Below are 19,851 nucleotides of genomic sequence, written 5' to 3' on the forward strand. Positions count from 1 at the left end.
CAGCGCCCCTAGGCGTCCTTCCCGGGCGTGTCGTGGGTCCGGCCTGCTAGTGTCGAAGTCCGTGGTCAACCATTCCGCCCGGCTTCCCGGGAACCAGGCCAGCATCCCCCGCCAGATCTTCGTCACCGGCGGCGTCGCGAGCTCGCTGGGGAAGGGGCTGACGGCGTCGAGCCTCGGCCACCTGCTCCGCGCCCGCGGTCTGCGCGTCACGATGCAGAAGCTCGACCCGTACATCAACGTCGACCCCGGCACGATGAACCCGTTCCAGCACGGCGAGGTCTTCGTCACCGACGACGGCACCGAGACCGACCTGGACATCGGCCACTACGAGCGCTTCCTCGACGTCGAGCTGTCCGGCAAGGCGAACGCCACCACCGGCCAGGTCTACTCCACCGTCATCGCCAAGGAGCGGCGCGGGGAGTACCTCGGCGACACCGTGCAGGTCATCCCGCACATCACCGACGAGATCAAGGCGCGCATGCGCGCCCAGGCCGAGCCCGCCGACGGCGAGGAGGCCCCCGACGTGATCATCACGGAGATCGGCGGCACGGTCGGCGACATCGAGTCCCTGCCGTTCCTGGAGGCCGCCCGCCAGGTCAGGCAGGACATCGGCCGCGAGAACGTCTTCTTCCTGCACGTCTCGCTGATCCCGTACCTGGCCGCCAGCGGCGAGCTGAAGACCAAGCCCACCCAGCACTCGGTGGCCGAGCTGCGCTCCATCGGTATCCAGCCCGACGCCGTGGTGTGCCGCTCGGACCGTGAGCTCCCCGAGGGCGTCAAGGCCAAGATCGCCTCGATGTGCGACGTCGACCGCGAGGCGGTCATCACCTGCCAGGACGCCCCGAGCATCTACGAGATCCCGGCCGTGCTGCACGCGGAGGGTCTGGACGCCTACGTGGTCCGCCGCCTGGCCATGAGCTTCCGCGACGTCGACTGGACCGTGTGGGACCGGCTCCTCGAGCGGGTCCGTCACCCCAAGGACCACGTCGAGATCGCCATGGTCGGCAAGTACATCGACCTGCCCGACGCCTACCTCTCCGTCACCGAGGCGCTGCGCGCCGGCGGCTTCCACCACCGCGCGAAGGTCCACATCCGCTGGGTGCCGTCCGACACGTGCGACACCCCCGAGGGGGCTCGCGCGGCCCTGGACGGCGTCGACGCCGTGCTGGTGCCCGGCGGCTTCGGGGTGCGGGGCATCGAGGGCAAGCTCGGCGCCCTGCGTCACGCCCGCGAGAACCAGGTCCCCACCCTCGGAATCTGCCTCGGCCTGCAGGCGATGGTGATCGAGATGGCCCGCAACGTCCTGGGGCTGACGGAGGCCAGCTCCACCGAGTTCGAGCCGGGCACCCCCGACCCCGTGGTGGCCACGATGGAGGAGCAGCTCGCGATCGTCGGCGGCGAGGGCGACCTGGGCGGCACCATGCGCCTGGGCCGCTACGAGGCCGTCCTGTCCGCCGGGTCGCTGGCCGCCGAGGTCTACGGCTCCGAGCGCGTCACCGAGCGGCACCGGCACCGCTACGAGGTCAACAACACCTACCGCGACGCGCTGGAGGAGGCCGGATTGCTGGTCTCCGGGCGCTCGCCCGACTCCTCGCTGGTCGAGTTCGTCGAGCTCGACCGCGCCCAGCACCCGTACTACATCGCCACCCAGGCCCACCCGGAGTTCAAGTCCCGGCCCACGCGTGCGCACCCGCTGTTCGCCGGCCTGGTCGGGGCGGCCCTGGAGCGTCAGCGGGCCACCCGCCTGCTCGAGGTCGAGACGCCGGAGCACGGCGAGGGTGAGCACGAGGTGCCGGTCGGCGCGGTGTCGGAGACCGAGGGGGCATGACCCCGCAGGACGTCCGGGACGCCTCCCGGGAGGTGGTCGCGAGCACCCGCCTGCACGAGGGCCGGGTCTTCGACCTCGTCGCCGACGAGGTCCGGCTGGACCCCGGCGACGGCGCCCCGGTCGTGCGCGAGTACCTCGCCCACCCCGGCGCGGTGGCGATCCTCGCGATGCGCGGCGAGCCCGGTGCCGAGGAGGTCCTGCTCATCCAGCAGTACCGCCACCCGGTCCGCGCACTGCTCTGGGAGATCCCGGCCGGGCTCCTCGACGTGGCCGGCGAGGACTACGAGGCCGCAGCCGCCCGCGAGCTCTACGAGGAGGCCGACCTGCGCGCCGCCCGCTGGGACGTGCTGGTGGACTACTTCACCACGCCCGGCGGGTCGAGCGAGTCGCTGCGCGTCTACCTCGCCCGCGACCTCACCGACGTCGGCGACGACGAGCGCCACGCCCGCGAGGACGAGGAGCGGGACATGCCGCTCGTCTGGGTGCCCCTGGGCGAGGCGGTCACCGCCGTGCACGCCGGGCGCATCCACAACCCGAGCGCCGTCGTCGGGATCCTCGCCGCGGCCAGCGCCCGGGCCCAGGACTGGGCCCCGCTGCGCGCTGTCGGCTCCGACTGGCTGCGCTGAGCAAGCCAGGCGACTGGCTGCGCTGGGCTGGGCAGGCGACTGGCTGCGCTGGGCTGGGCAGGCGACTGGCTGCGCTGGCCTGCGTCGGCGAGGTCGCTGATGTGGTCGCCATAGCAACCACTTCAGCGACCTCGCCGGCTGCGGATGCCGCCTGCGCCGGGCTGGCAGCTACGGGTGCGAGACACCCGAGCGGGGCTCAAGACCGCTCCCGGCGAAGGTGGTCTGTCACCCGTGGATGATTCGATCGGTCCATGAGCACCCAACGCATCCTGCTCACCAGCGGAACTGGCACTATCGGCCGACGGGTGGTGAACCAGCTCCGCGCCCGCGGGTCCGAGGTCGCGGTCGCGTCCCGCACGGGCCCCGTGCGCTTCGACTGGACGGACCCGGACACGTGGGACGCAGCCCTGACAGGTTGCCGGACCGTGTTCCTGCTGGCGCCGGACGGCGTCGAGGTGGACCCGCGGTTCGTCGGCCGCGCCGTCGAGCAGGGCGCGAGACGTCTCGTGCTGCTGTCGAGCAAGGCCATCGACGTCATGGGCGACCAGCGCCTGCTCGACGCCGAGGCAACCGTCAAGGCCGCCGGCGTGGGCTGGACCGTCGTGCGCGCGGACTGGCTCGACCAGAACTTCGACGAGGGCTTCCTGCGGGACGCGGTGGCCGGTGGCGAGGTCGTGCTCCCGCTGGGCGACGTGCGCCAGACCCTCAACGACGCCGACGACGTCGCCGCCGTCGCGGTCGCGGCGCTGACCGAGGAGGGCCACGAGGGCCGCACGTACGAGCTGAGCGGGCCGGAGGCCCTGAGCTTCGGCGAGGCGGTCGGGATCGTCGCCGAGGCCGTGGGCAGGCCGGTTCGGTACCAGGGCGACGCCGAGGCCTACGTCGACGTCATGACCGGGCTGGGGCGGGACCGCGCGGAGGTGCTCGCGGAGGTCGCTGCCTTCGACGCGCTGCGCCGGAGCGGTGACGCGGTGGCGGACGACACGGTCGAGCGGGTCACCGGCCGCCGACCGAAGGACTTCCGGACCTACGCCGCCGAGGCGGCCGCGGCCGGCGCGTGGGACTCCGAGCGGGAGTAGAGGCCGCTGCAGGCGAACGTCGCCGTGGTCACGACCAGCGCGGCGCCGAGCATGTGCAGACCGACCAGCACCTCGGGCAGCCCGGTGAAGTACTGCGTGTAGCCGATCACGCCCTCGGCAAGGGTGACGGCCAGCAGCCACCACCACGCTCGACGGGCGCCGTCGAGGCTCGGGTCCGTGCGCCGACGCAGCAGCAGCACGGCGCCGGCCACGGCGACGGCGACGAACAGCCACACCGACAGGGCGTGCGCGCGGGTGACGATCAGCGGGTCGAGCGCGTAGCGGAACGCCGCGTCCTCGTCGCCGGAGTGCGGACCCGTGCCCGTGACGACCGTCCCCAGCGCCACCATCAGCGCGGCGAGCGTCGCGAGCAGCCAGGGCAGGACGCGGGCCGGCCCTGCCAGCAGCGGGCGCGCGGGCCCGTCGGCCGAGCGCAGCCGCACCAGCAGGTACGCGGAGACCGCGACCAGCGCGAGAGAGATCAGCATGTGCGAGCCGACGATCGCCGGGTGGAGGTCCACCCAGACGGTGATCCCGCCGATGACGGCCTGCAGCGCGATGCCGCCGAGGACCACCCAGGCAAGAGCCTTCACACCCCCGGGCCGGGAGGCGACCGGCTCGCGCCGGTACACGGCCCACAGCAGCGCCACGGCGATGACGGTGAGCACGCCCGTGATCGTGCGGTTGCCGAACTCGATGTACGGGTGGATCGACGTCGCCTCGTGGAAGACCGGCGTGAACGAGCCCGGCTCGCACATCGGCCACTCCGAGCAGCCGAGCCCCGAGCCCGTCAGACGCACGGCGCCGCCGGTGACGATGATGCCGATCTGGGCGATCAGGTTGGCCACGGCCAGGCCCCACGTGAGCCGGTCGACCCGGGCGGTGCCGGCGTGGCCGCCGGGCGGACGTCCGGGGCTGTCCGGTCCGGGTTCCCTGCGGTGGGCGGCGTCGGTCGTGGTGCTCACAGGCTCAAGGGTACGTCGGCCACCCCGCGCGCCGGTGGTCCCGGTGCGGCCCCTCCGGTGTGGTCTCGGTCCCACCGGAGGAGCCACGCGCGGGCCGCGGTCGGGCCCGCCCGCGTGAACCGTGCCGACGCCGGCGCGCCCTCCGGGACCTCGTGGACGGATCGGCCTTCTAGTCCCAGCGGAAGAACCGGGCCGCGAGCCAGGTGCCGGCCGCGGCCCAGACCGCCAGCACGGCCACCGCGGCCAGGTCGAGGACGCCGGTGGTGGCCAGCGTGCGCAGTCCCTCGCCCAGGGCGCCCGAGGGGAGCAGGAACACGATCGTCGGCAGCGGTCCGGGCAGCGTCGACACCGGGAGCAGGAGCCCGCCGCCGGCCGCCATCAGCACCCACAGGAGGTTGGCGACGGCGAGCACGGCCTCCGGGCGCAGGGTGCCGCCCACGAGCATCGCCAGCGCGACGAACGCCGCCGCGCCGAGCAGCATGAGCAGGACGACGCCCAGCACCAGTCCCAGGCCGCCGTGGGGCCGCCAGCCGAGGACCGCTGCGACGACGACCAGCACGATCGTCTGGACGGCGAGCACGCACAGCACCGCGCCCACCTTGCCCGCCAGCAGGCCGCGCGGGCCCAGGGGAGTGGTGGCCAGCATGCGCAGCACGCCCCAGCGGCGGTCGAACGCGACGGCGATCGCCTGGGAGGTGAAACCGGTCGAGGCCACGGCCAGGGCCAGCACCCCGGCGAGCGCGGCCGGGGGCCGCTCGGCACCGGGCAGGTCGACCACGTCGGTGCGCACCAGCACGACCAGCGCGATGAGCGGGAGGACGAAGGTCAGCAGCAGCTGCTCGCCGTTGCGCAGCACGGCGGCGGTCTCGAACCGGGTCTGCGCCAGCACACGACGCAGGACCACGCCGCGGCCGGCGGCCGGGCGGGACGCTCGGGTGGTGGTCGGCGTGGTCATGACGGCTCCTCGGCCTCGCGCAGCGCACGTCCGGTCAGGTCCAGGAACGTGTCCTCCAGGGTGCGCCGGTGCCAGGACACGTCCGCGTCGCCGTGCCCGGTCGCGGCCAGCGCGGAGGCCACGACGGCGAGCGTGCCGGCGTCGAGCCCGCGTCCACCGGCGTCGGCGGTCGAGACCTCCACCCACTCCGGGCCGGTCCGTACGGTCAGCGTCCGGTGCCCGGCCAGCACCGTGGCGAGCGCGTCGCCGACCTCGGCCACGGAGCCGGCCGGCGCCGGGGACACGCGAACCTGGGTCCCGCCGGTCAGCTCGGCCGGGGAGCCCTCGGCGATGACCCGGCCGGCGTCGATGATCACCACGTGGTCGGCGAGCTCCTCGGCCTCCGTCATCAGGTGGGTCGTCAGCACCAGCGACGTGCCGGCGGACCGCAGCTCGCGCAGCAGCTCCCACACCGCCAGCCTGGACTGCGGGTCCAGCCCGGCCGAGGGCTCGTCCAGGAAGACCAGCTCCGGCCGGCCGACCACCGCGCCGGCCAGGGCGAGGCGCTGGCGCTGACCGCCGGAGAGCTGGCGCACCCGGGTGCCGGCGACGTCGGAGAGCCCGAGCCGGGCGAGGAGCGCCGTCGGGTCGAGCGGGTCCGCGTGCAGCCGGGCCAGGTGGCCGAGGACGGCGCCGGCCCGCGGTGCCATGGGCAGCCCGCCGTCCTGCAGCATGACGCCGACCCGCTCGCGCAGCTCGGCGTCGGCGCCCCGTGCCGCCCGGTCGAGCCCGAGGACCTCGATCGTGCCGCCGTCGGGGCGCCGCAGGCCCTCGCAGCACTCGATGGTCGTCGTCTTCCCGGCCCCGTTGGGGCCGAGGACGGCGGTGAGCTCGCCGCGCCGGGCGGTCAGCGAGAGCTCACGGACCACCTCGCGGTTACCGTAGGACTTGCGCAGGCCGCGCACGGCGAGCGCGGTCCCGGCGGTGGTGGCGCCCGCGGGCTCGGCACCGCGCGCGGCGCCTGCCGTCGGGACGGCGTCGTGGGGAAGTGGCACGCCCACAGCGTAGGCTGCCGATGACGGCCGCCCGTCGTCCGGAACCGCGCCCGCCCCGGGCCGGATCGAGGTGCCGCCTGGCCTGCGCGGCCGCCGTCGTGCCCATGCTCACAGTGCTGGTGAGGGTCGCCTTCCTTGCGGGAACCCATTTAAGGAAGGACACTGTTACCTAATGCGATAGGCGTGACCGCGCCCGTCTCCGCGGCCGGACCGCTCCGCCGCACGACACCCGCCGAAGCGAGGGAGGACCCATGGGCTCGTCCCACGACCGTCCTGCCCACGGCGACGTCGAGGCCACCACGCGCGAGCGGGTGCTCGAGCTCGTAGTCGAGCAGGGACCGGTCAGCGCCGCCACCCTCGCGCGGGTCCTGGAGCTGACTCCGGCCGCCGTGCGCCGCCACATCGCCCACCTCGAGGAGCAGGGCCAGATCGTCGTGCACGAGCCCGGCGGCCCCGGGCTGCGCCGCCGCGGCCGCCCCGCGCGCCACTACGTGGCCACCGACGCCGGACGGGCCGTCCTCACCGACGCCTACTCCGACCTGGCCACCCACGCCCTGGACTTCCTCGTCGAGGTCGCCGGGCCGGAGGCGCTCGACCGGTTCGCCGAGGCACGCATCAACGAGCTCGAGCGCCGCTACCGGCCGCTGGTGCAGCAGGCGGGCACCACCACCGCCGACCGCGTCCACGCGCTCGCCGGGGCACTGACGGCCGACGGCTACGCCGCCACCACCCGCACGATCGGCACGCAGGGAGTGGCCCTGCAGCTGTGCCAGGGCCACTGCCCGGTGCAGGACGTCGCCGAAGGGTTCCCCCAGCTGTGCGAGGCCGAGACCCAGGCCTTCTCGCGGCTGCTGGGCGTGCACGTGCAGCGCCTCGCCACCCTGGCGGGCGGCGGCCACGTGTGCACCACCCACGTCCCACTCGCACCGGTCCCGGTACGCACCCCCCAGGTGCGCCCCGGAGCCACGACCGGTCTTCCACGGACCACCACGTCGCCGGCCGGCGACGTCACGGAAGGAAACTGATGACAAGTCCCACCCAGCAGGACGTCAGGGTGCCCGACGCACCCATGACCCAGGACGAGACGATCGCCTCGATCGGCAACTACGCGTACGGCTGGTCCGACGCGGACGACGCCGGCGCCAACGCCCGGCGCGGCGTCGACGAGGACGTGGTGCGGAACATCTCCGCACTGAAGGACGAGCCGGAGTGGATGACCAAGCGCCGGCTCAAGGGCCTGCGGCTCTTCGACAAGAAGCCCATGCCCAGCTGGGGCGCCGACCTGAGCGGCATCGACTTCGACAACATCAAGTACTTCGTGCGGTCCACGGAGAAGCAGGCCACCAGCTGGGAGGACCTGCCCGACGACATCAAGAACACCTACGACCGGCTGGGCATCCCGGAGGCCGAGAAGCAGCGCCTCGTCGCCGGCGTCGCCGCCCAGTACGAGTCCGAGGTCGTCTACCACCAGATCCGCGAGGACCTGGAGCAGCAGGGCGTCATCTTCCTCGACACGGACACGGGCCTGAAGGAGCACCCGGAGATCTTCGAGGAGTACTTCGGCTCCGTCATCCCGGCCGGTGACAACAAGTTCGCCTCGCTCAACACCGCCGTGTGGTCCGGCGGCTCCTTCGTGTACGTCCCCAAGGGCGTCCACGTGGAGATCCCGCTGCAGGCCTACTTCCGGATCAACACCGAGAACATGGGCCAGTTCGAGCGGACGCTGATCATCGCCGACGAGGGCTCGTACGTGCACTACGTCGAGGGCTGCACCGCCCCGATCTACCAGTCCGACTCGCTGCACTCGGCGGTCGTGGAGATCATCGTCAAGAAGGACGCCCGCGTCCGGTACACGACGATCCAGAACTGGTCGAACAACGTCTACAACCTGGTCACCAAGCGCGCCACGGTCGAGACCGGCGGCACCATGGAGTGGATCGACGGCAACATCGGCTCCAAGGTCACCATGAAGTACCCGGCCGTCTACCTCATGGGCGAGCACGCCCGCGGGGAGACCCTGTCGATCGCCTTCGCCGGCGAGGACCAGCACCAGGACACCGGTTCCAAGATGGTCCACATGGCGCCGAACACCTCCTCGTCCATCGTGTCGAAGTCGGTGGCCCGGAGCGGCGGCCGCGCCTCCTACCGCGGGCTGGTGCAGGTGCTCGAGGGTGCCACGCACTCCAAGTCCAACGTGCTGTGCGACGCGCTGCTGGTGGACCAGATCTCCCGCTCGGACACCTACCCGTACGTCGACGTTCGCGTCGACGACGTCGAGATGGGCCACGAGGCGACCGTCTCGAAGGTGAGCGAGGACCAGCTGTTCTACCTCATGTCCCGGGGCATGGCGGAGACCGAGGCCATGGCGATGATCGTCCGTGGCTTCGTCGAGCCCATCGCCCGTGAGCTGCCGATGGAGTACGCCCTCGAGCTCAACCGCCTGATCGAGCTGCAGATGGAAGGGGCCGTCGGCTGATGACCGCCACGACTCAGAACTTGTCCACCGACCACTCCCGCGCGACCGCGGACTCCGCCCACACCCACGGTCAGGGCGGCGTCCCGGAGAGCTCGCGCGGCGACCGTGCGACGTCGTTCGACCTGGCGCACTTCCCCGTGCCCACCGGGCGCGAGGAGGACTGGCGCTTCAGCCCCGTCGACCGGCTCCAGAAGCTCTTCGCGGGCTCGCTGACCGGTACCGGCCCGGCCGTGACCGTCGAGACCGACGACGCCGTGCGCGTCGAGCACGTCGGCCGCGACGACGAGCGCCTGGGGAAGGTCTCCGCACCCGGCGACCGCATCTCCGCCGTCGCCTGGGAGTCCTTCGGCGAGGCGCTGGTCGTCACCGTCCCGAAGAACCACACCGGCGGCCGCCACACCATGGTCTCCGTGAACGGCGACGCCGCGACCGCGGCCGCGCCGGCCGCCCAGCACGTCCTGGTCGTCGCCGAGCAGCACAGCGAGTCCCTCGTGGTCCTGGACCACCGCGGCTCGGCCGAGCTCGCCCAGACGGTCGAGATCGACGTCCACGACGGCGCACACCTCACGGTCGTCTCCGTCCAGGACTGGGACGCCGGTGCCGTGCACGTGTCCAACCACCGCACGCAGGTGGGCCGCGACGCCAAGCTCAAGCACATCGTCGTCACGCTCGGCGGCGACCTCGTCCGGATCACCCCGGACGCCGTCTTCACCGCCCCCGGCGGCGACGTCGAGCTGCTCGGCCTGTACTTCACCGACGCCGGCCAGCACCAGGAGCACCGCCTCTTCGTCGACCACGCCGTGCCGAGCTGCAAGTCCCGCGCCACCTACAAGGGCGCGCTGCAAGGCGAGGGCGCGCACGCGGTGTGGGTCGGCGACGTGCTGATCCGTAAGGAGGCAGAGGGCACCGACACCTACGAGCTCAACCGCAACCTGGTGCTCACCGAGGGTGCCCGCGCGGACTCGGTGCCGAACCTGGAGATCGAGACCGGCGAGATCGAGGGGGCCGGGCACGCGTCCGCGACGGGCCGCTTCGACGACGAGCAGCTGTTCTACCTGCGCTCGCGCGGCATCCCCGAGGCCGACGCCCGCCGGCTGGTGGTGCGCGGCTTCTTCGCCGAGCTCATCAACCAGATCGGCGTCCCGCTCGTCCAGGAGCGGCTCATGGCCGCCATCGAGGAGGAGCTGGACCGCACCATGGAGGCAGCCGCCCGATGATGGAGCACGTCGCCGACGTCGCGGATCTCGAGCCCGGCGAGGCCATGCGCCTCGAGCTCGACGCTCCCGACGGCTCACCCCTGCCGGTCGCGCTGGTGCGCGACGAGGACGGGGACTTCCACGCCATCTCGGACATCTGCTCCCACGGGCAGGTGAACCTCTCCGACGGCGAGGTCGAGGGCCGCACCATCGAGTGCTGGCTCCACGGTTCGACCTTCGACCTGAGCACCGGCCGACCGCTCAGCCTGCCCGCCACCCAGCCCGTGCCCGTCTACCTCGTGACCCTGGACGGCGAGCGCGTCCTGGTCGACGTCGACGCCACCGCCGACGTCTCCGCCTGACGCCCCGCCGCTCCGGCCCCAAGCCCCAAGGAAGAGAAGAAACCTAGATGTCCACCCTTGAGATCAAGAACCTCCACGTCTCCGTCGAGACCAACGACGGCCCGAAGCCGATCCTGCGCGGCGTCGACCTGACCATCAACTCCGGCGAGATCCACGCCATCATGGGCCCGAACGGCTCCGGCAAGTCCACCCTGGCGTACTCCATCGCCGGGCACCCGAAGTACACCGTGGTCGACGGCGAGGTCCTCCTCGACGGCGAGAACGTCCTCGAGATGAGCGTGGACGAGCGCGCCCGCGCGGGCCTGTTCCTCGCCATGCAGTACCCCGTCGAGGTCCCCGGCGTGACCGTGTCGAACTTCCTGCGCACCGCCAAGACCGCGATCACCGGCGAGGCCCCCGCCCTGCGCCAGTGGGTCGGCGACGTCAAGGACGCCATGGGCGCCCTGCGCATGGACCCCGAGTTCGCCCAGCGCGACGTCAACCACAACTTCTCCGGCGGTGAGAAGAAGCGCCACGAGATCCTCCAGATGGAGCTCCTCGCCCCGAAGTTCGCCGTGCTCGACGAGACCGACTCGGGCCTCGACGTCGACGCGCTGCGCGTGGTCTCCGAGGGCGTCAACCGCGTCCACGGGAACACCGGGCTCGGCGTCATGCTCATCACGCACTACACGCGGATCCTGCAGTACATCAAGCCCGACCACGTGCACGTGTTCGTCGAGGGCCGCGTGGCCGAGCAGGGCGGCGCCGAGCTGGCCGACCAGCTCGAGGCCGAGGGCTACGACAAGTACCTGACCGCCACGGTCTGAGACGGACGGGACCCTTCATGACCGCAGCCGGACCCACGACGGTGACCGGCCTCGCCGCACCCGCCGCCGGCCCCGCCCGCTCGTTGAGCGCGGCGGAGCTGGCGGCCGTGCGCGCGGACTTCCCCCTGCTGGGACGTACCGTGCGCGGGGACCGGCCGCTGGTCTACCTCGACAGCGCCGCGACCTCGCAGAAGCCGCAGTGCGTCATCGACGCCGAGCAGGACTTCTACGAGCGCAGGAACGCCGCGGTGCACCGGGGCGCCCACCAGCTCGCCGAGGAGGCCACCGAGGCCTACGAGGCCGCCCGGGCCGCCGTCGCCGCCTTCGTGGGCGTGGCCGAGGACGAGATCCTCTGGACGAAGAACGCCACCGAGGGCCTCAACCTCGTCACCTACGCCATGTCCAACGCCTCGCTCGGGCGGGGCGGGGACGCCGCGCGCGAGCTGTTCGGGCTCGGTCCGGGCGACGAGGTCGTGGTCACCGAGGCCGAGCACCACGCCAACCTCGTGCCGTGGCAGGAGCTGTGCGCCCGCACCGGGGCCACCCTGCGCTGGCTGGGCGTCACCGACGAGGGCCGGCTCGACGAGAGCACCTTCGACGTCATCACCGAGCGCACGAAGGTCGTGGCCCTGACCCACGCCTCCAACGTCACCGGCGCGCTGAGCCCGGTGGCCGACGTCGTCGCCCTGGCTCGCCGGGCCGGTGCGCTGGTCGTGCTGGACGCGTGCCAGTCCGTGCCGCACCTGCCGGTGGACCTGAAGGCGCTCGACGTCGACTTCGCCGCGTTCTCCGGGCACAAGATGCTCGGGCCGACCGGCATCGGCGTGCTCTACGGGCGGCGCGAGCTGCTCGCCGCCATGCCGCCGTTCCTCACCGGCGGGTCGATGGTGCAGGTGGTGACCATGGAGTCCACCACCTACGCCGAGGCACCCGCCCGGTTCGAGGCGGGCACGCAGATGGTGGCCCAGACGGTCGGGCTGCACGCCGCGGTGGACTACCTGTCCGAGCTGGGCATGGACGCCGTCGCCGCGCACGAGCACGACCTGACGGTCCGGCTGCTTGACGGCATCGCCTCGGTGCCGGGCGTGCGGGTGCTCGGTCCGGCCGACCCGGTCGACCGCCTCGCCGTCGTCGCGTTCTCGGTCGACGGGGTGCACCCGCACGACGTCGGCCAGGTCCTCGACGACGCCGGCATCGCCGTGCGGGTCGGGCACCACTGCGCCCAGCCCGTGCACCGCCGGCTCGGGGTGCACGCCTCGGCCCGCGCGTCGGCGGGGCTCTACACGACCGCCGAGGAGATCGACGTCTTCGTCGACAAGCTCGGCCAGGTGCGCCGCTTCTTCGGGGTGGACCATGGCTGACGCGATGGAGCAGCTCTACCAGCAGGTCATCCTGGACCACTCGCGCGAGCAGCACGGGGCGGGGGAGATCGCCCTCTTCGACGGCGAGTCGTTCCAGGTCAACCCGACCTGCGGCGACCAGGTCACCCTGCGGGTGCGGATGGAGCACGGCGACGGCGCACCGACCGTCGCCGAGGTCGGCTGGGTCGGCCAGGGGTGCTCCATCTCCCAGGCGTCGCTGTCGATCCTCAACGACCTGGTCACCGGCCAGGACATCACCACGGTGGACCGCCTCAACGAGACGTTCCGCGAGCTCATGCACAACCGCGGCAAGGAGCTCGACGCCGAGAAGCAGGACTCCCTGGAGGACGCCGCGGCGTTCGTGGGAGTGGCCCGATACCCTGCCCGCATCAAGTGCGCGCTGCTCGGCTGGATGGCCCTGCGCGACGCCCTCGCCCACGCCCTGACGGCAGAGCCGTCGCAGAAGGAGGATTCATGAGCGAGACGATCAACCCCTCGCCGACCACGGCCGCCGACGTCGAGGAGGCCATGCGCGACGTCATCGACCCCGAGCTCGGGATCAACGTCGTCGACCTCGGCCTGGTCTACGGCATCACGCTCGACCAGAACAACCAGGCCATCATCGACATGACGCTGACCTCGGCCGCCTGCCCGCTGACCGACGTCATCGAGGACCAGACCAGCCAGGCCCTCGAGGGGCTGGTCGAGGGCATGCGGATCAACTGGGTCTGGATGCCGCCGTGGGGCCCGGAGAAGATCACGCCCATCGGCCGTGAGCAGCTCCGCGCCATCGGCTTCAACGTCTGACACTCGCACCCGTCGGCCAGCCCGCCGACGACGCGACGCGGCCCGGTGCCTCACGGAAGACACCGGGCCGCGGCGTGCGTCCAGCTTCCCGAACCTGCACGTCCGGCCCCACCACGAGCGAGCGTCGAACGATTCGGCCCCGGCCAGGAAGGCGAACGTCGGCCCGCTGAAGCAGGCGCCGCGCCGAGTGACACGTCTCGGCCGTCGCACCGCCCCAGAACCGGTGCGCAACGTGTCAATCGGCGAAGTCCCGCGGAGACGGGACAAGTCGTGTCTCAGTTAGTGAGACGTACGGCGCCCATCCTGACCGTGATGTTTTCGCTCAGCGGAAACGCACTTTCGATATTTGCCCCAAACCTCTTCTGATCGAGGCCGCGCTGGTGTACGTTCGCCGCACTGCCCGGCTTCAACGAGGAGGTCATACATGTCCAACGCCGCGGTCGACAAGCATCCGGTCGACGAGATCCCGAAGCTCGCTCGGCTCTTCCCGCTGGGGCTCCAGCACGTGCTGGCGATGTACGCCGGTGCCGTCGCGGTCCCACTGATCCTCGGCAGCGCGCTCGGCTACTCCGCCAACGACATCGCCTTCCTGATCAGCGCCGACCTCTTCGTCGCCGGCATCGCCACGCTGATCCAGTCGATCGGGTTCTGGCGGTTCGGCGTCCGCCTGCCGCTCATGCAGGGCGTCACCTTCGCGGCCGTCGGTCCGATGATCGCCATCGGGAACCAGTACGACATCACCGCCATCTTCGGCGCCACCATCGCCTGCGGTCTCTTCATGATCGCGCTGGCGCCGGTGTTCGGGTCGCTGCTGCGTTTCTTCCCGCCCCTGGTGACCGGCACCGTCATCATGATCATCGGCCTGTCGCTCATGGGCGTGGCCGCGGGCTGGATCACCAACAACCAGGAGTCCGCGGAGCCCAGGGACCTCGCTTTCGCCGCCGGCACGCTGCTCTTCATCATCCTGCTCGAGAAGTTCGCGCCGCCCGCGCTGGCGCGCATCTCGGTGCTCCTCGGCCTGGTGGTCGGAACGCTGATCGCGATCCCGTTCGGCATGGTCGACTGGTCGGGCGTCGGTGACGCCGGCTGGTTCGCCATCATCACGCCGCTGCACTTCGGCATCCCGACGTTCCCGATCGCCGCCGTGATCTCCATGCTCGTCGTCGGCCTGGTGATCATGACCGAGACCACCGGCGACATGATCGCCGTCGGGGAGATCGTCGACCGGCCCGTCGGCCGCAAGCAGCTCGCCGACGGTCTGCGCGCGGACGGCCTCTCCACGCTGCTCGGCGGGTTCTTCAACACCTTTCCCTACACCGCGTTCGCCCAGAACGTCGGCCTGGTCAGCCTCACCCGCGTGAAGTCCCGCTATGTCACCGCGATGTCCGGCGTCATCCTGATCGCGCTCGGGCTGGTGCCCAAGGTCGCCGCGATCGTCGAGGGCGTGCCGCGCGCCGTGCTCGGCGGGGCCGGGATCGCGCTGTTCGGCATGGTGGTCGCCGCCGGCGTGCGCACGCTCACCCGCGTCCACTTCACCAACACCAACGTCCTGGTGGTGGCGATCTCGGTGGGCATCGCGCTGCTGCCCACCGTCTCGACGGGCATCTACGCCGAGTTCCCGGACTGGTTCCAGCTGATCTTCCACTCCGGCATCAGTGCCGGTGCGATCGCCGCGATCCTGCTGAACCTGCTGCTCAACCGCGAGCAGCTGGTTCACACGGAGATCTCGGGGGATCACCACGCACGGGGTATCCCGCAGTCTCTCACCCGACCTGACGAGGTCCGTGCGGCACTGGAGCGCCAGGGGCAGAACCGGGGTGGCGGCAACGGTCGTGCGGGCGAGGGCCGGGAGGCCGAGCTCGCCGTCGAGGGCGAGCACGACCCCGGCAGCGGCCGGTAAGACGCACAGCCCGGCTCGGCCGGGACCATGTCAGAGGCCCCGGGGCGGTTCGTCCGCCCCGGGGCCTTGTGTGTCGAGCCACCTCGCTCTGACCCCGAGCCACGCGAGGGCCAGAGTCTCTCCGCGTCGTGGCGTTCGGGCGGGGCGAGTTCAGGGCCGGCGTTTCCAGGGGACCCGGACCCGGCGTCAGAGCCGGCCGGCCGAGAACGTGTCGCAGGCGGCCATCGAGCCCTGCTCGTAGCCGGTGGTGAACCAGCGCATGCGCTGCTCGGCCGAGCCGTGCGTCCACGCCTCGGGGTTGACCTCCTGGCCGGCGCCCTGCTGGATCCGGTCGTCGCCGACGGCGGCCGCGGCGTCGAGGGCGTCGGCGACCTGCTGCCGGGTCGGCGGCTGGATGAAGGTCTCGCCCGAGTCGGGGTCGACCACCGTGGCGGCCTGGCCCACCCACATCCCGGCGTAGCAGTCGGCCTGGAGCTCGAGGCGGACGCCGTCCGACGTCGGCCCGGTGTCCTGCCGATCGATCGCGTCCATGATGCCCTGCTGGTTGGAGATGTGGTGCCCCCACTCGTGGGCGACGATGTACATCTGCGCCAGCGGCGCGTTCTCCGCCCCGAGCCGGGTCTCCAGCTGGTCGAAGAACCCGGTGTCGAGGTAGACGCCGGCGTCCGGCGGGCAGTAGAACGGTCCGACGGCGGAGGTGGCGTTCCCGCAGCCGGTGCCGACGGAGTTCTCGAAGACGGTGAAGGCGGGCTGCTGGTACTCGATCCCGGCCTGCTCGGGCAGGGCCGCCACCCAGTACTGGTCGAGGGCGTCGGCGGTGAACACCATGCGGCACTCGACGAACTCGTTGGCGTCGGCGCCGGTCTGGCAGTGGGAGAAGTCGTCGCCTGGCTGCGACGCCACCTGCTCACCGCCGCCGAGGATGCCCGAGACGTCCTGGCCCGTGAAGAGGAACACGAGCAGCGCGATCACGCCCGCCCCGCCGCCGATGGCGGCACCCTTGGCCCCGCGTGAGCTCCGCACTCGCCCGGGATCGGCCCGGACACCCTCGTTGAAGGTCATGAGCACAACGTATTGCGGGTCCGTGGCAGGGGCACTCGGGGCGGCGCCCGGACCGACCGCTCGGACCGACCGCTCGGACCGACCGCTCGGACCGACCGCCCGGACCGACCGTCTGGCGATCGGGGCCTTCGACCCGACCACAGGGCAGACGTGGGTACCGCCATCCCCGCTCCAGTCGCTGATCTGGTCGCTGTCGCGACCATCGGAGCGATCTCGTCGGCGCAGGGAGCGGTAGGCGTCCGCTGCACGTGGGGGTGAGAGCAATTTCTCTCGGCGGGCTCAGGCCCGCCCCGTAGACTGGTCGGCGCACCGCCTCGGTGCCCCCATCCCCACATCCGTGTCTTGAGGTCTGCCCTGTGATCACCGCCCACGACGTCTCCATGCGCATCGGCGCCCGGGAGCTCCTCCACGAGGCGAGCTTCCGCATCGACGCCGGCATGCGGATCGGCCTCGTCGGACGCAACGGGGCCGGCAAGACCACGCTCACGAAGCTGCTCTCCGGCCAGGACGAGACCGCCTCGGTGGTCCAGCACACCGGCCAGATCGTGCGCTCCGGCGACATCGGCTACCTCCCGCAGGACCCGCGCACCGGCGACCTGCACGTCCTCGCCCGCGACCGGGTGCTCTCCGCCCGCGGCCTGGACGAGATCGTGCGCCGCGTGCGGCGGGCCGAGCAGAAGATGGCCACCACCGAGGGCGACGAGCAGCAGAAGGCGATGGAGAAGTACGTGCGCCTCGACGCGGAGTTCGCCGCCCAGGGCGGGTGGGCCGCGGAGTCCGAGGCGGCCCGCATCACCTCCAACCTGGGGCTGCCCACCCGTGTGCTCGACCAGCCGCTGGAGACGCTCTCCGGCGGTCAGCGCCGCCGCGTCGAGCTCGCCCGCATCCTCTTCTCCGGGGTCCAGACCCTGCTGCTCGACGAGCCGACCAACCACCTCGACCACGACTCGATCGTCTGGCTGCGCGAGTACCTGAAGAACTACTCCGGCGGCTTCGTCGTGATCTCCCACGACGTCGAGCTGCTGCGCGAGACCGTCAACCACGTGTGGCTGCTGGACGCGAACCGCAGCGTGCTCGACGTCTACAACATGGGCTGGGACGCCTACATCAAGCAGCGCGAGGCCGACGAGCGCCGGCGCCACCGCGAGCGCGCCAACGCCGAGAAGAAGGCCGGCCAGCTCATGGCCCAGGCCGACAAGATGCGGGCCAAGGCCACCAAGACCGTCGCCGCGCAGAACATGGCCCGCCGCGCCGAGCGCCTGCTCTCCGGGCTCGAGGACGTGCGCCGGGCGGACAAGGTCGCCCACCTGCGCTTCCCCGACCCCGCGCCCTGCGGCAGGACGCCGCTGACGGCCGAGGGGCTGAGCAAGTCCTACGGCTCGCTCGAGGTCTTCACCGACGTCGACCTGGCGATCGACCGTGGTTCCAAGGTCGTCGTCCTCGGGCTGAACGGCGCGGGCAAGACCACGCTGCTGCGCATCCTCGGCGGCGTGGAGGACCCGGACACCGGCGAGGTCATCGCCGGGCACGGGCTCAAGGTCGGCTACTACGCGCAGGAGCACGAGACCCTCGACGTCGAGCGCACCGTGGTGGAGAACCTGCGCTCCGCGGCCCCGGACCTGGACGACACCGGCGTCCGCAGCGTCCTCGGGTCCTTCCTGTTCTCCGGCGACGACGCCGACAAGCCCGCCAAGGTGCTCTCCGGCGGCGAGAAGACCCGCCTGGCGCTCGCCGTGCTGGTGGTGTCCTCGGCCAACGTGCTGCTGCTCGACGAGCCCACGAACAACCTCGACCCGGCCAGCCGCGCGGAGATCCTCGCCGCGCTGCGCTCCTTCACGGGCGCCGTCGTCCTGGTCACCCACGACGAGGGCGCGGTGGAGGCGCTGAACCCCGAGCGGGTGCTGCTGCTGCCCGACGCCGACGAGGACCTGTGGTCCGACGCCTACCTGGAGCTCGTCACCCTCGCCTGAGCTGCGCCTCGACGATCGCGTCCTCCTCGGCCTCTGCGCTCAGGCGCGGCTTCCGGGCCGGCACGGCGTCCTCGGAGCCGGCCCGGTCGCCGGCGTCCTCGGCCGCCTCCCGCCTGGCGAGGATCACGAGGGCGGCCAGCGCACCGGCGGAGAAGAACCACCACTGGAACGCGTAGGACATGTTCGTCGCGTACCTGAACGTGGGCCGGCCGTAGCCGGGCAGGGCCGTCGTCGCCGCCGGGTCCTCCGCGACGGCGGCGACGTAGCCGTCGAGCACGGGCAGCCCGGCGGGAACCGCGTCCGTCACCGTGGCGACGCCGGCCATCACCTGCTCGGGGGCCAGGGTGTAGATCTGCCCGGCCGGGGGAACGCGGTCGTACGGCTCTTCGGCGACCCGCAGCCGGGCCGTCAGCGTGACCTCGCCGGCCGGCGGCTGCGGCAGCTCCGCCCCGGCGGTGTCGGCCCGGGAGGCCTCGACCCAGCCGCGGTCGACGATCACGAGCACCTCGCCGGCGTCGGTGGTCGCCACGAACGGGGCGACGACGTGCACGGCGGGGGTGCCGTCCACCGGCCGGTTGCGCAGGAGCACCGTGCCGCCGTCGACGTAGCGCCCGGTCAGCTCCACCGTCCGCCAGGCCTCGTCGGTGCCGACGGGCCCGGCGAGGGAGTCCAGCGCCTCGGTGAGCGGCACCGGCTCGGCGTCGTGCACCGCCTCGACCTGCCTGGCCTCGGCGTACCGGGACTCGTACCGGCCCCACTGCCACACCCCCAGCAGGGCGCACGTCACCGAGACCACGACCATGGCCGCGATGAGGCCGGCCCAGCGTCGGGTGCGCAGGAAGGCGTAGCGCCTGGCCGGGGACGTCGACGGGCTCACCCGTGCGTCTCGTCGAGCTCGGACACGGCGACGACGTCGCGCAGGAAGTCGCGCGTAGAGAGGAAGCTGCTCAGGTGCTCGCGGTGCGCGTCGCAGGCGAGCCAGACCTTGCGGCGGCCGGTGGTGTGCAGGCGTGGGTTGTTCCAGAGCAGCGCGTGGACAGCCTCGGCGCCGCAGCCCTTGGCGCTGCAGCGCAGCACGCGCTCGTCCGATGTCATCGCAGGTACTCCGTCGTCGGGTCGTAGGGCAGCTGCTTCGGCGGCGTGTCCTGGGGGGTGAGGTAGGTCGTGGGCGGCTCAGGCCGTACGCGCCCGGCGTTCGCCATGAGCACCGCGATGCCCGGCAGGATGACCGCACCGGCCACGCACACCCACTTCCACCACCCCGGGACCACGAGGAGCAGCAGGAAGCACGCGGTGCGGATGCCCATCGAGACGAGGTAGCGAACGGTGCGGGCGTGCACGTCCTCGGCCAGGGCGCGCGGTGCCGAGGTGATCGCCTGGACCTGCGACCCCCTGTGCGACCGGCCGGGAATCCTCACCCCTCA

Annotated in this window: 20 protein-coding genes; 13 read left to right on the top strand and 7 right to left on the bottom strand. The window is 72.1% G+C overall.

What is annotated here, in order from left to right:
- Positions 1-61 precede the first annotated feature (61 nt).
- The 3 genes from GD748_RS10170 (at position 62) to GD748_RS10180 (ending at position 3,533) form a co-directional block, all read left to right on the top strand.
- Positions 62-1,828: a CTP synthase gene (locus tag GD748_RS10170; RefSeq protein ID WP_319593309.1), complete on the top strand. Its 1,767-nt coding sequence runs from the start codon at positions 62-64 to the stop codon at positions 1,826-1,828.
- Positions 1,825-2,454 carry an NUDIX domain-containing protein gene (locus GD748_RS10175; protein WP_152195118.1) on the top strand — a complete coding sequence of 210 codons (630 nt, stop codon included), beginning with the start codon at positions 1,825-1,827 and terminating at the stop codon, positions 2,452-2,454. Before GD748_RS10170 ends, GD748_RS10175 begins: the two co-directional genes overlap by 4 nt.
- Before the next feature lie 251 nt (positions 2,455-2,705).
- On the top strand, positions 2,706-3,533 hold the full coding sequence (locus tag GD748_RS10180; RefSeq protein ID WP_152195119.1) for an NAD(P)H-binding protein: 828 nt from the start codon (positions 2,706-2,708) through the stop codon (positions 3,531-3,533).
- Here GD748_RS10180 and GD748_RS10185 read toward each other — a convergent pair.
- From GD748_RS10185 to GD748_RS10195, 3 genes are all read right to left on the bottom strand, one after another.
- Entirely contained in the window at positions 3,482-4,498 is a 1,017-nt protein-coding gene (locus GD748_RS10185) for a COX15/CtaA family protein (protein ID WP_226921144.1), read from the bottom strand. The genes GD748_RS10180 and GD748_RS10185 overlap by 52 nt on opposite strands.
- A 169-nt stretch (positions 4,499-4,667) precedes the next feature.
- A complete protein-coding gene (locus GD748_RS10190; protein ID WP_152195120.1) occupies positions 4,668-5,453 on the bottom strand; it encodes an ABC transporter permease in 786 nt (261 codons plus the stop codon).
- Positions 5,450-6,487: an ABC transporter ATP-binding protein gene (locus GD748_RS10195; RefSeq protein WP_152195121.1), complete on the bottom strand. Its 1,038-nt coding sequence runs from the start codon at positions 6,485-6,487 to the stop codon at positions 5,450-5,452. Before GD748_RS10195 ends, GD748_RS10190 begins: the two co-directional genes overlap by 4 nt.
- A gap of 251 nt (positions 6,488-6,738) precedes the next feature.
- On the opposite strand from GD748_RS10195, the gene GD748_RS10200 reads away from it, so the two are divergent.
- From GD748_RS10200 to GD748_RS10240, 9 genes are all read left to right on the top strand, one after another.
- On the top strand, positions 6,739-7,512 hold the full coding sequence (locus tag GD748_RS10200) for a helix-turn-helix transcriptional regulator (RefSeq protein WP_152195122.1): 774 nt from the start codon (positions 6,739-6,741) through the stop codon (positions 7,510-7,512).
- On the top strand, positions 7,512-8,963 hold the full coding sequence (gene sufB / locus GD748_RS10205; protein WP_193312914.1) for a Fe-S cluster assembly protein SufB: 1,452 nt from the start codon (positions 7,512-7,514) through the stop codon (positions 8,961-8,963). The genes GD748_RS10200 and sufB overlap by 1 nt, the downstream gene beginning before the upstream one ends.
- Complete coding sequence (gene sufD / locus GD748_RS10210; protein WP_152195123.1) at positions 8,963-10,180, top strand: Fe-S cluster assembly protein SufD; 1,218 nt, start codon at positions 8,963-8,965, stop codon at positions 10,178-10,180. The genes sufB and sufD overlap by 1 nt, the downstream gene beginning before the upstream one ends.
- Positions 10,177-10,521 (top strand): non-heme iron oxygenase ferredoxin subunit, encoded by a 345-nt coding sequence (locus tag GD748_RS10215; protein WP_152195124.1) that lies wholly within the window; start codon positions 10,177-10,179, stop codon positions 10,519-10,521. Before sufD ends, GD748_RS10215 begins: the two co-directional genes overlap by 4 nt.
- 47 nt (positions 10,522-10,568) lie before the next feature.
- Positions 10,569-11,327 carry a Fe-S cluster assembly ATPase SufC gene (gene sufC, locus GD748_RS10220; RefSeq protein ID WP_152195125.1) on the top strand — a complete coding sequence of 253 codons (759 nt, stop codon included), beginning with the start codon at positions 10,569-10,571 and terminating at the stop codon, positions 11,325-11,327.
- Positions 11,328-11,344: 17 nt separating this feature from the next.
- Positions 11,345-12,688, top strand: a complete 1,344-nt coding sequence (locus GD748_RS10225) for a SufS family cysteine desulfurase (protein ID WP_152195126.1) — start codon at positions 11,345-11,347, stop codon at positions 12,686-12,688.
- Positions 12,681-13,166: a Fe-S cluster assembly sulfur transfer protein SufU gene (sufU, locus tag GD748_RS10230; protein ID WP_152195127.1), complete on the top strand. Its 486-nt coding sequence runs from the start codon at positions 12,681-12,683 to the stop codon at positions 13,164-13,166. Before GD748_RS10225 ends, sufU begins: the two co-directional genes overlap by 8 nt.
- Positions 13,163-13,495 (top strand): metal-sulfur cluster assembly factor, encoded by a 333-nt coding sequence (locus GD748_RS10235; protein WP_152195128.1) that lies wholly within the window; start codon positions 13,163-13,165, stop codon positions 13,493-13,495. The genes sufU and GD748_RS10235 overlap by 4 nt, the downstream gene beginning before the upstream one ends.
- Positions 13,496-13,919: 424 nt before the next feature.
- Complete coding sequence (locus tag GD748_RS10240; RefSeq protein ID WP_152195129.1) at positions 13,920-15,395, top strand: nucleobase:cation symporter-2 family protein; 1,476 nt, start codon at positions 13,920-13,922, stop codon at positions 15,393-15,395.
- A 186-nt stretch (positions 15,396-15,581) separates the two neighbouring features.
- On the opposite strand, the gene ypfJ is transcribed toward GD748_RS10240, so the two are convergent.
- The gene (gene ypfJ / locus GD748_RS10245) at positions 15,582-16,457 is read right to left on the bottom strand and encodes a KPN_02809 family neutral zinc metallopeptidase (RefSeq protein ID WP_152195130.1); all 876 of its coding nucleotides are present in this window, start codon (positions 16,455-16,457) and stop codon (positions 15,582-15,584) included.
- A 356-nt stretch (positions 16,458-16,813) separates the two neighbouring features.
- Between ypfJ and GD748_RS10250 the strand changes: the two genes are divergently transcribed.
- Complete coding sequence (locus GD748_RS10250) at positions 16,814-18,427, top strand: ABC-F family ATP-binding cassette domain-containing protein (protein WP_152195131.1); 1,614 nt, start codon at positions 16,814-16,816, stop codon at positions 18,425-18,427.
- On the opposite strand, the gene GD748_RS10255 is transcribed toward GD748_RS10250, so the two are convergent.
- The 3 genes from GD748_RS10255 to GD748_RS10265 are packed head-to-tail and all read right to left on the bottom strand — an operon-like array spanning position 18,414 to position 19,845.
- Positions 18,414-19,304 carry an SURF1 family cytochrome oxidase biogenesis protein gene (locus GD748_RS10255; RefSeq protein WP_152195132.1) on the bottom strand — a complete coding sequence of 297 codons (891 nt, stop codon included), beginning with the start codon at positions 19,302-19,304 and terminating at the stop codon, positions 18,414-18,416. The two genes, GD748_RS10250 and GD748_RS10255, sit on opposite strands and share 14 nt — an antisense overlap.
- Positions 19,301-19,522 carry a hypothetical protein gene (locus GD748_RS10260; protein ID WP_152195133.1) on the bottom strand — a complete coding sequence of 74 codons (222 nt, stop codon included), beginning with the start codon at positions 19,520-19,522 and terminating at the stop codon, positions 19,301-19,303. The genes GD748_RS10255 and GD748_RS10260 overlap by 4 nt, the downstream gene beginning before the upstream one ends.
- Complete coding sequence (locus tag GD748_RS10265) at positions 19,519-19,845, bottom strand: DUF3099 domain-containing protein (RefSeq protein ID WP_226921147.1); 327 nt, start codon at positions 19,843-19,845, stop codon at positions 19,519-19,521. Before GD748_RS10265 ends, GD748_RS10260 begins: the two co-directional genes overlap by 4 nt.
- Positions 19,846-19,851 lie beyond the last annotated feature (6 nt).

This window comes from Georgenia subflava (genome assembly GCF_009193155.1).
Classification (GTDB): Bacteria; Actinomycetota; Actinomycetes; order Actinomycetales; family Actinomycetaceae; genus Georgenia; species Georgenia subflava.

Bases quoted from the DNA above. Each gene is read 5' to 3' on its own strand.
- GD748_RS10175 (WP_152195118.1), top strand. From the start codon at position 1,825: ATGACCCCGCAGGACGTCCGGGACGCCTCCCGGGAGGTGGTCGCGAGC.
- GD748_RS10180 (WP_152195119.1), top strand. From the start codon at position 2,706: ATGAGCACCCAACGCATCCTGCTCACCAGCGGAACTGGCACTATCGGC.
- GD748_RS10190 (WP_152195120.1), bottom strand. From the start codon at position 5,453: ATGACCACGCCGACCACCACCCGAGCGTCCCGCCCGGCCGCCGGCCGC.
- GD748_RS10200 (WP_152195122.1), top strand. From the start codon at position 6,739: ATGGGCTCGTCCCACGACCGTCCTGCCCACGGCGACGTCGAGGCCACC.
- sufB (WP_193312914.1), top strand. From the start codon at position 7,512: ATGACAAGTCCCACCCAGCAGGACGTCAGGGTGCCCGACGCACCCATG.
- sufD (WP_152195123.1), top strand. From the start codon at position 8,963: ATGACCGCCACGACTCAGAACTTGTCCACCGACCACTCCCGCGCGACC.
- GD748_RS10215 (WP_152195124.1), top strand. From the start codon at position 10,177: ATGATGGAGCACGTCGCCGACGTCGCGGATCTCGAGCCCGGCGAGGCC.
- sufC (WP_152195125.1), top strand. From the start codon at position 10,569: ATGTCCACCCTTGAGATCAAGAACCTCCACGTCTCCGTCGAGACCAAC.
- GD748_RS10225 (WP_152195126.1), top strand. From the start codon at position 11,345: ATGACCGCAGCCGGACCCACGACGGTGACCGGCCTCGCCGCACCCGCC.
- sufU (WP_152195127.1), top strand. From the start codon at position 12,681: ATGGCTGACGCGATGGAGCAGCTCTACCAGCAGGTCATCCTGGACCAC.
- GD748_RS10235 (WP_152195128.1), top strand. From the start codon at position 13,163: ATGAGCGAGACGATCAACCCCTCGCCGACCACGGCCGCCGACGTCGAG.
- GD748_RS10240 (WP_152195129.1), top strand. From the start codon at position 13,920: ATGTCCAACGCCGCGGTCGACAAGCATCCGGTCGACGAGATCCCGAAG.
- ypfJ (WP_152195130.1), bottom strand. From the start codon at position 16,457: ATGACCTTCAACGAGGGTGTCCGGGCCGATCCCGGGCGAGTGCGGAGC.
- GD748_RS10260 (WP_152195133.1), bottom strand. From the start codon at position 19,522: ATGACATCGGACGAGCGCGTGCTGCGCTGCAGCGCCAAGGGCTGCGGC.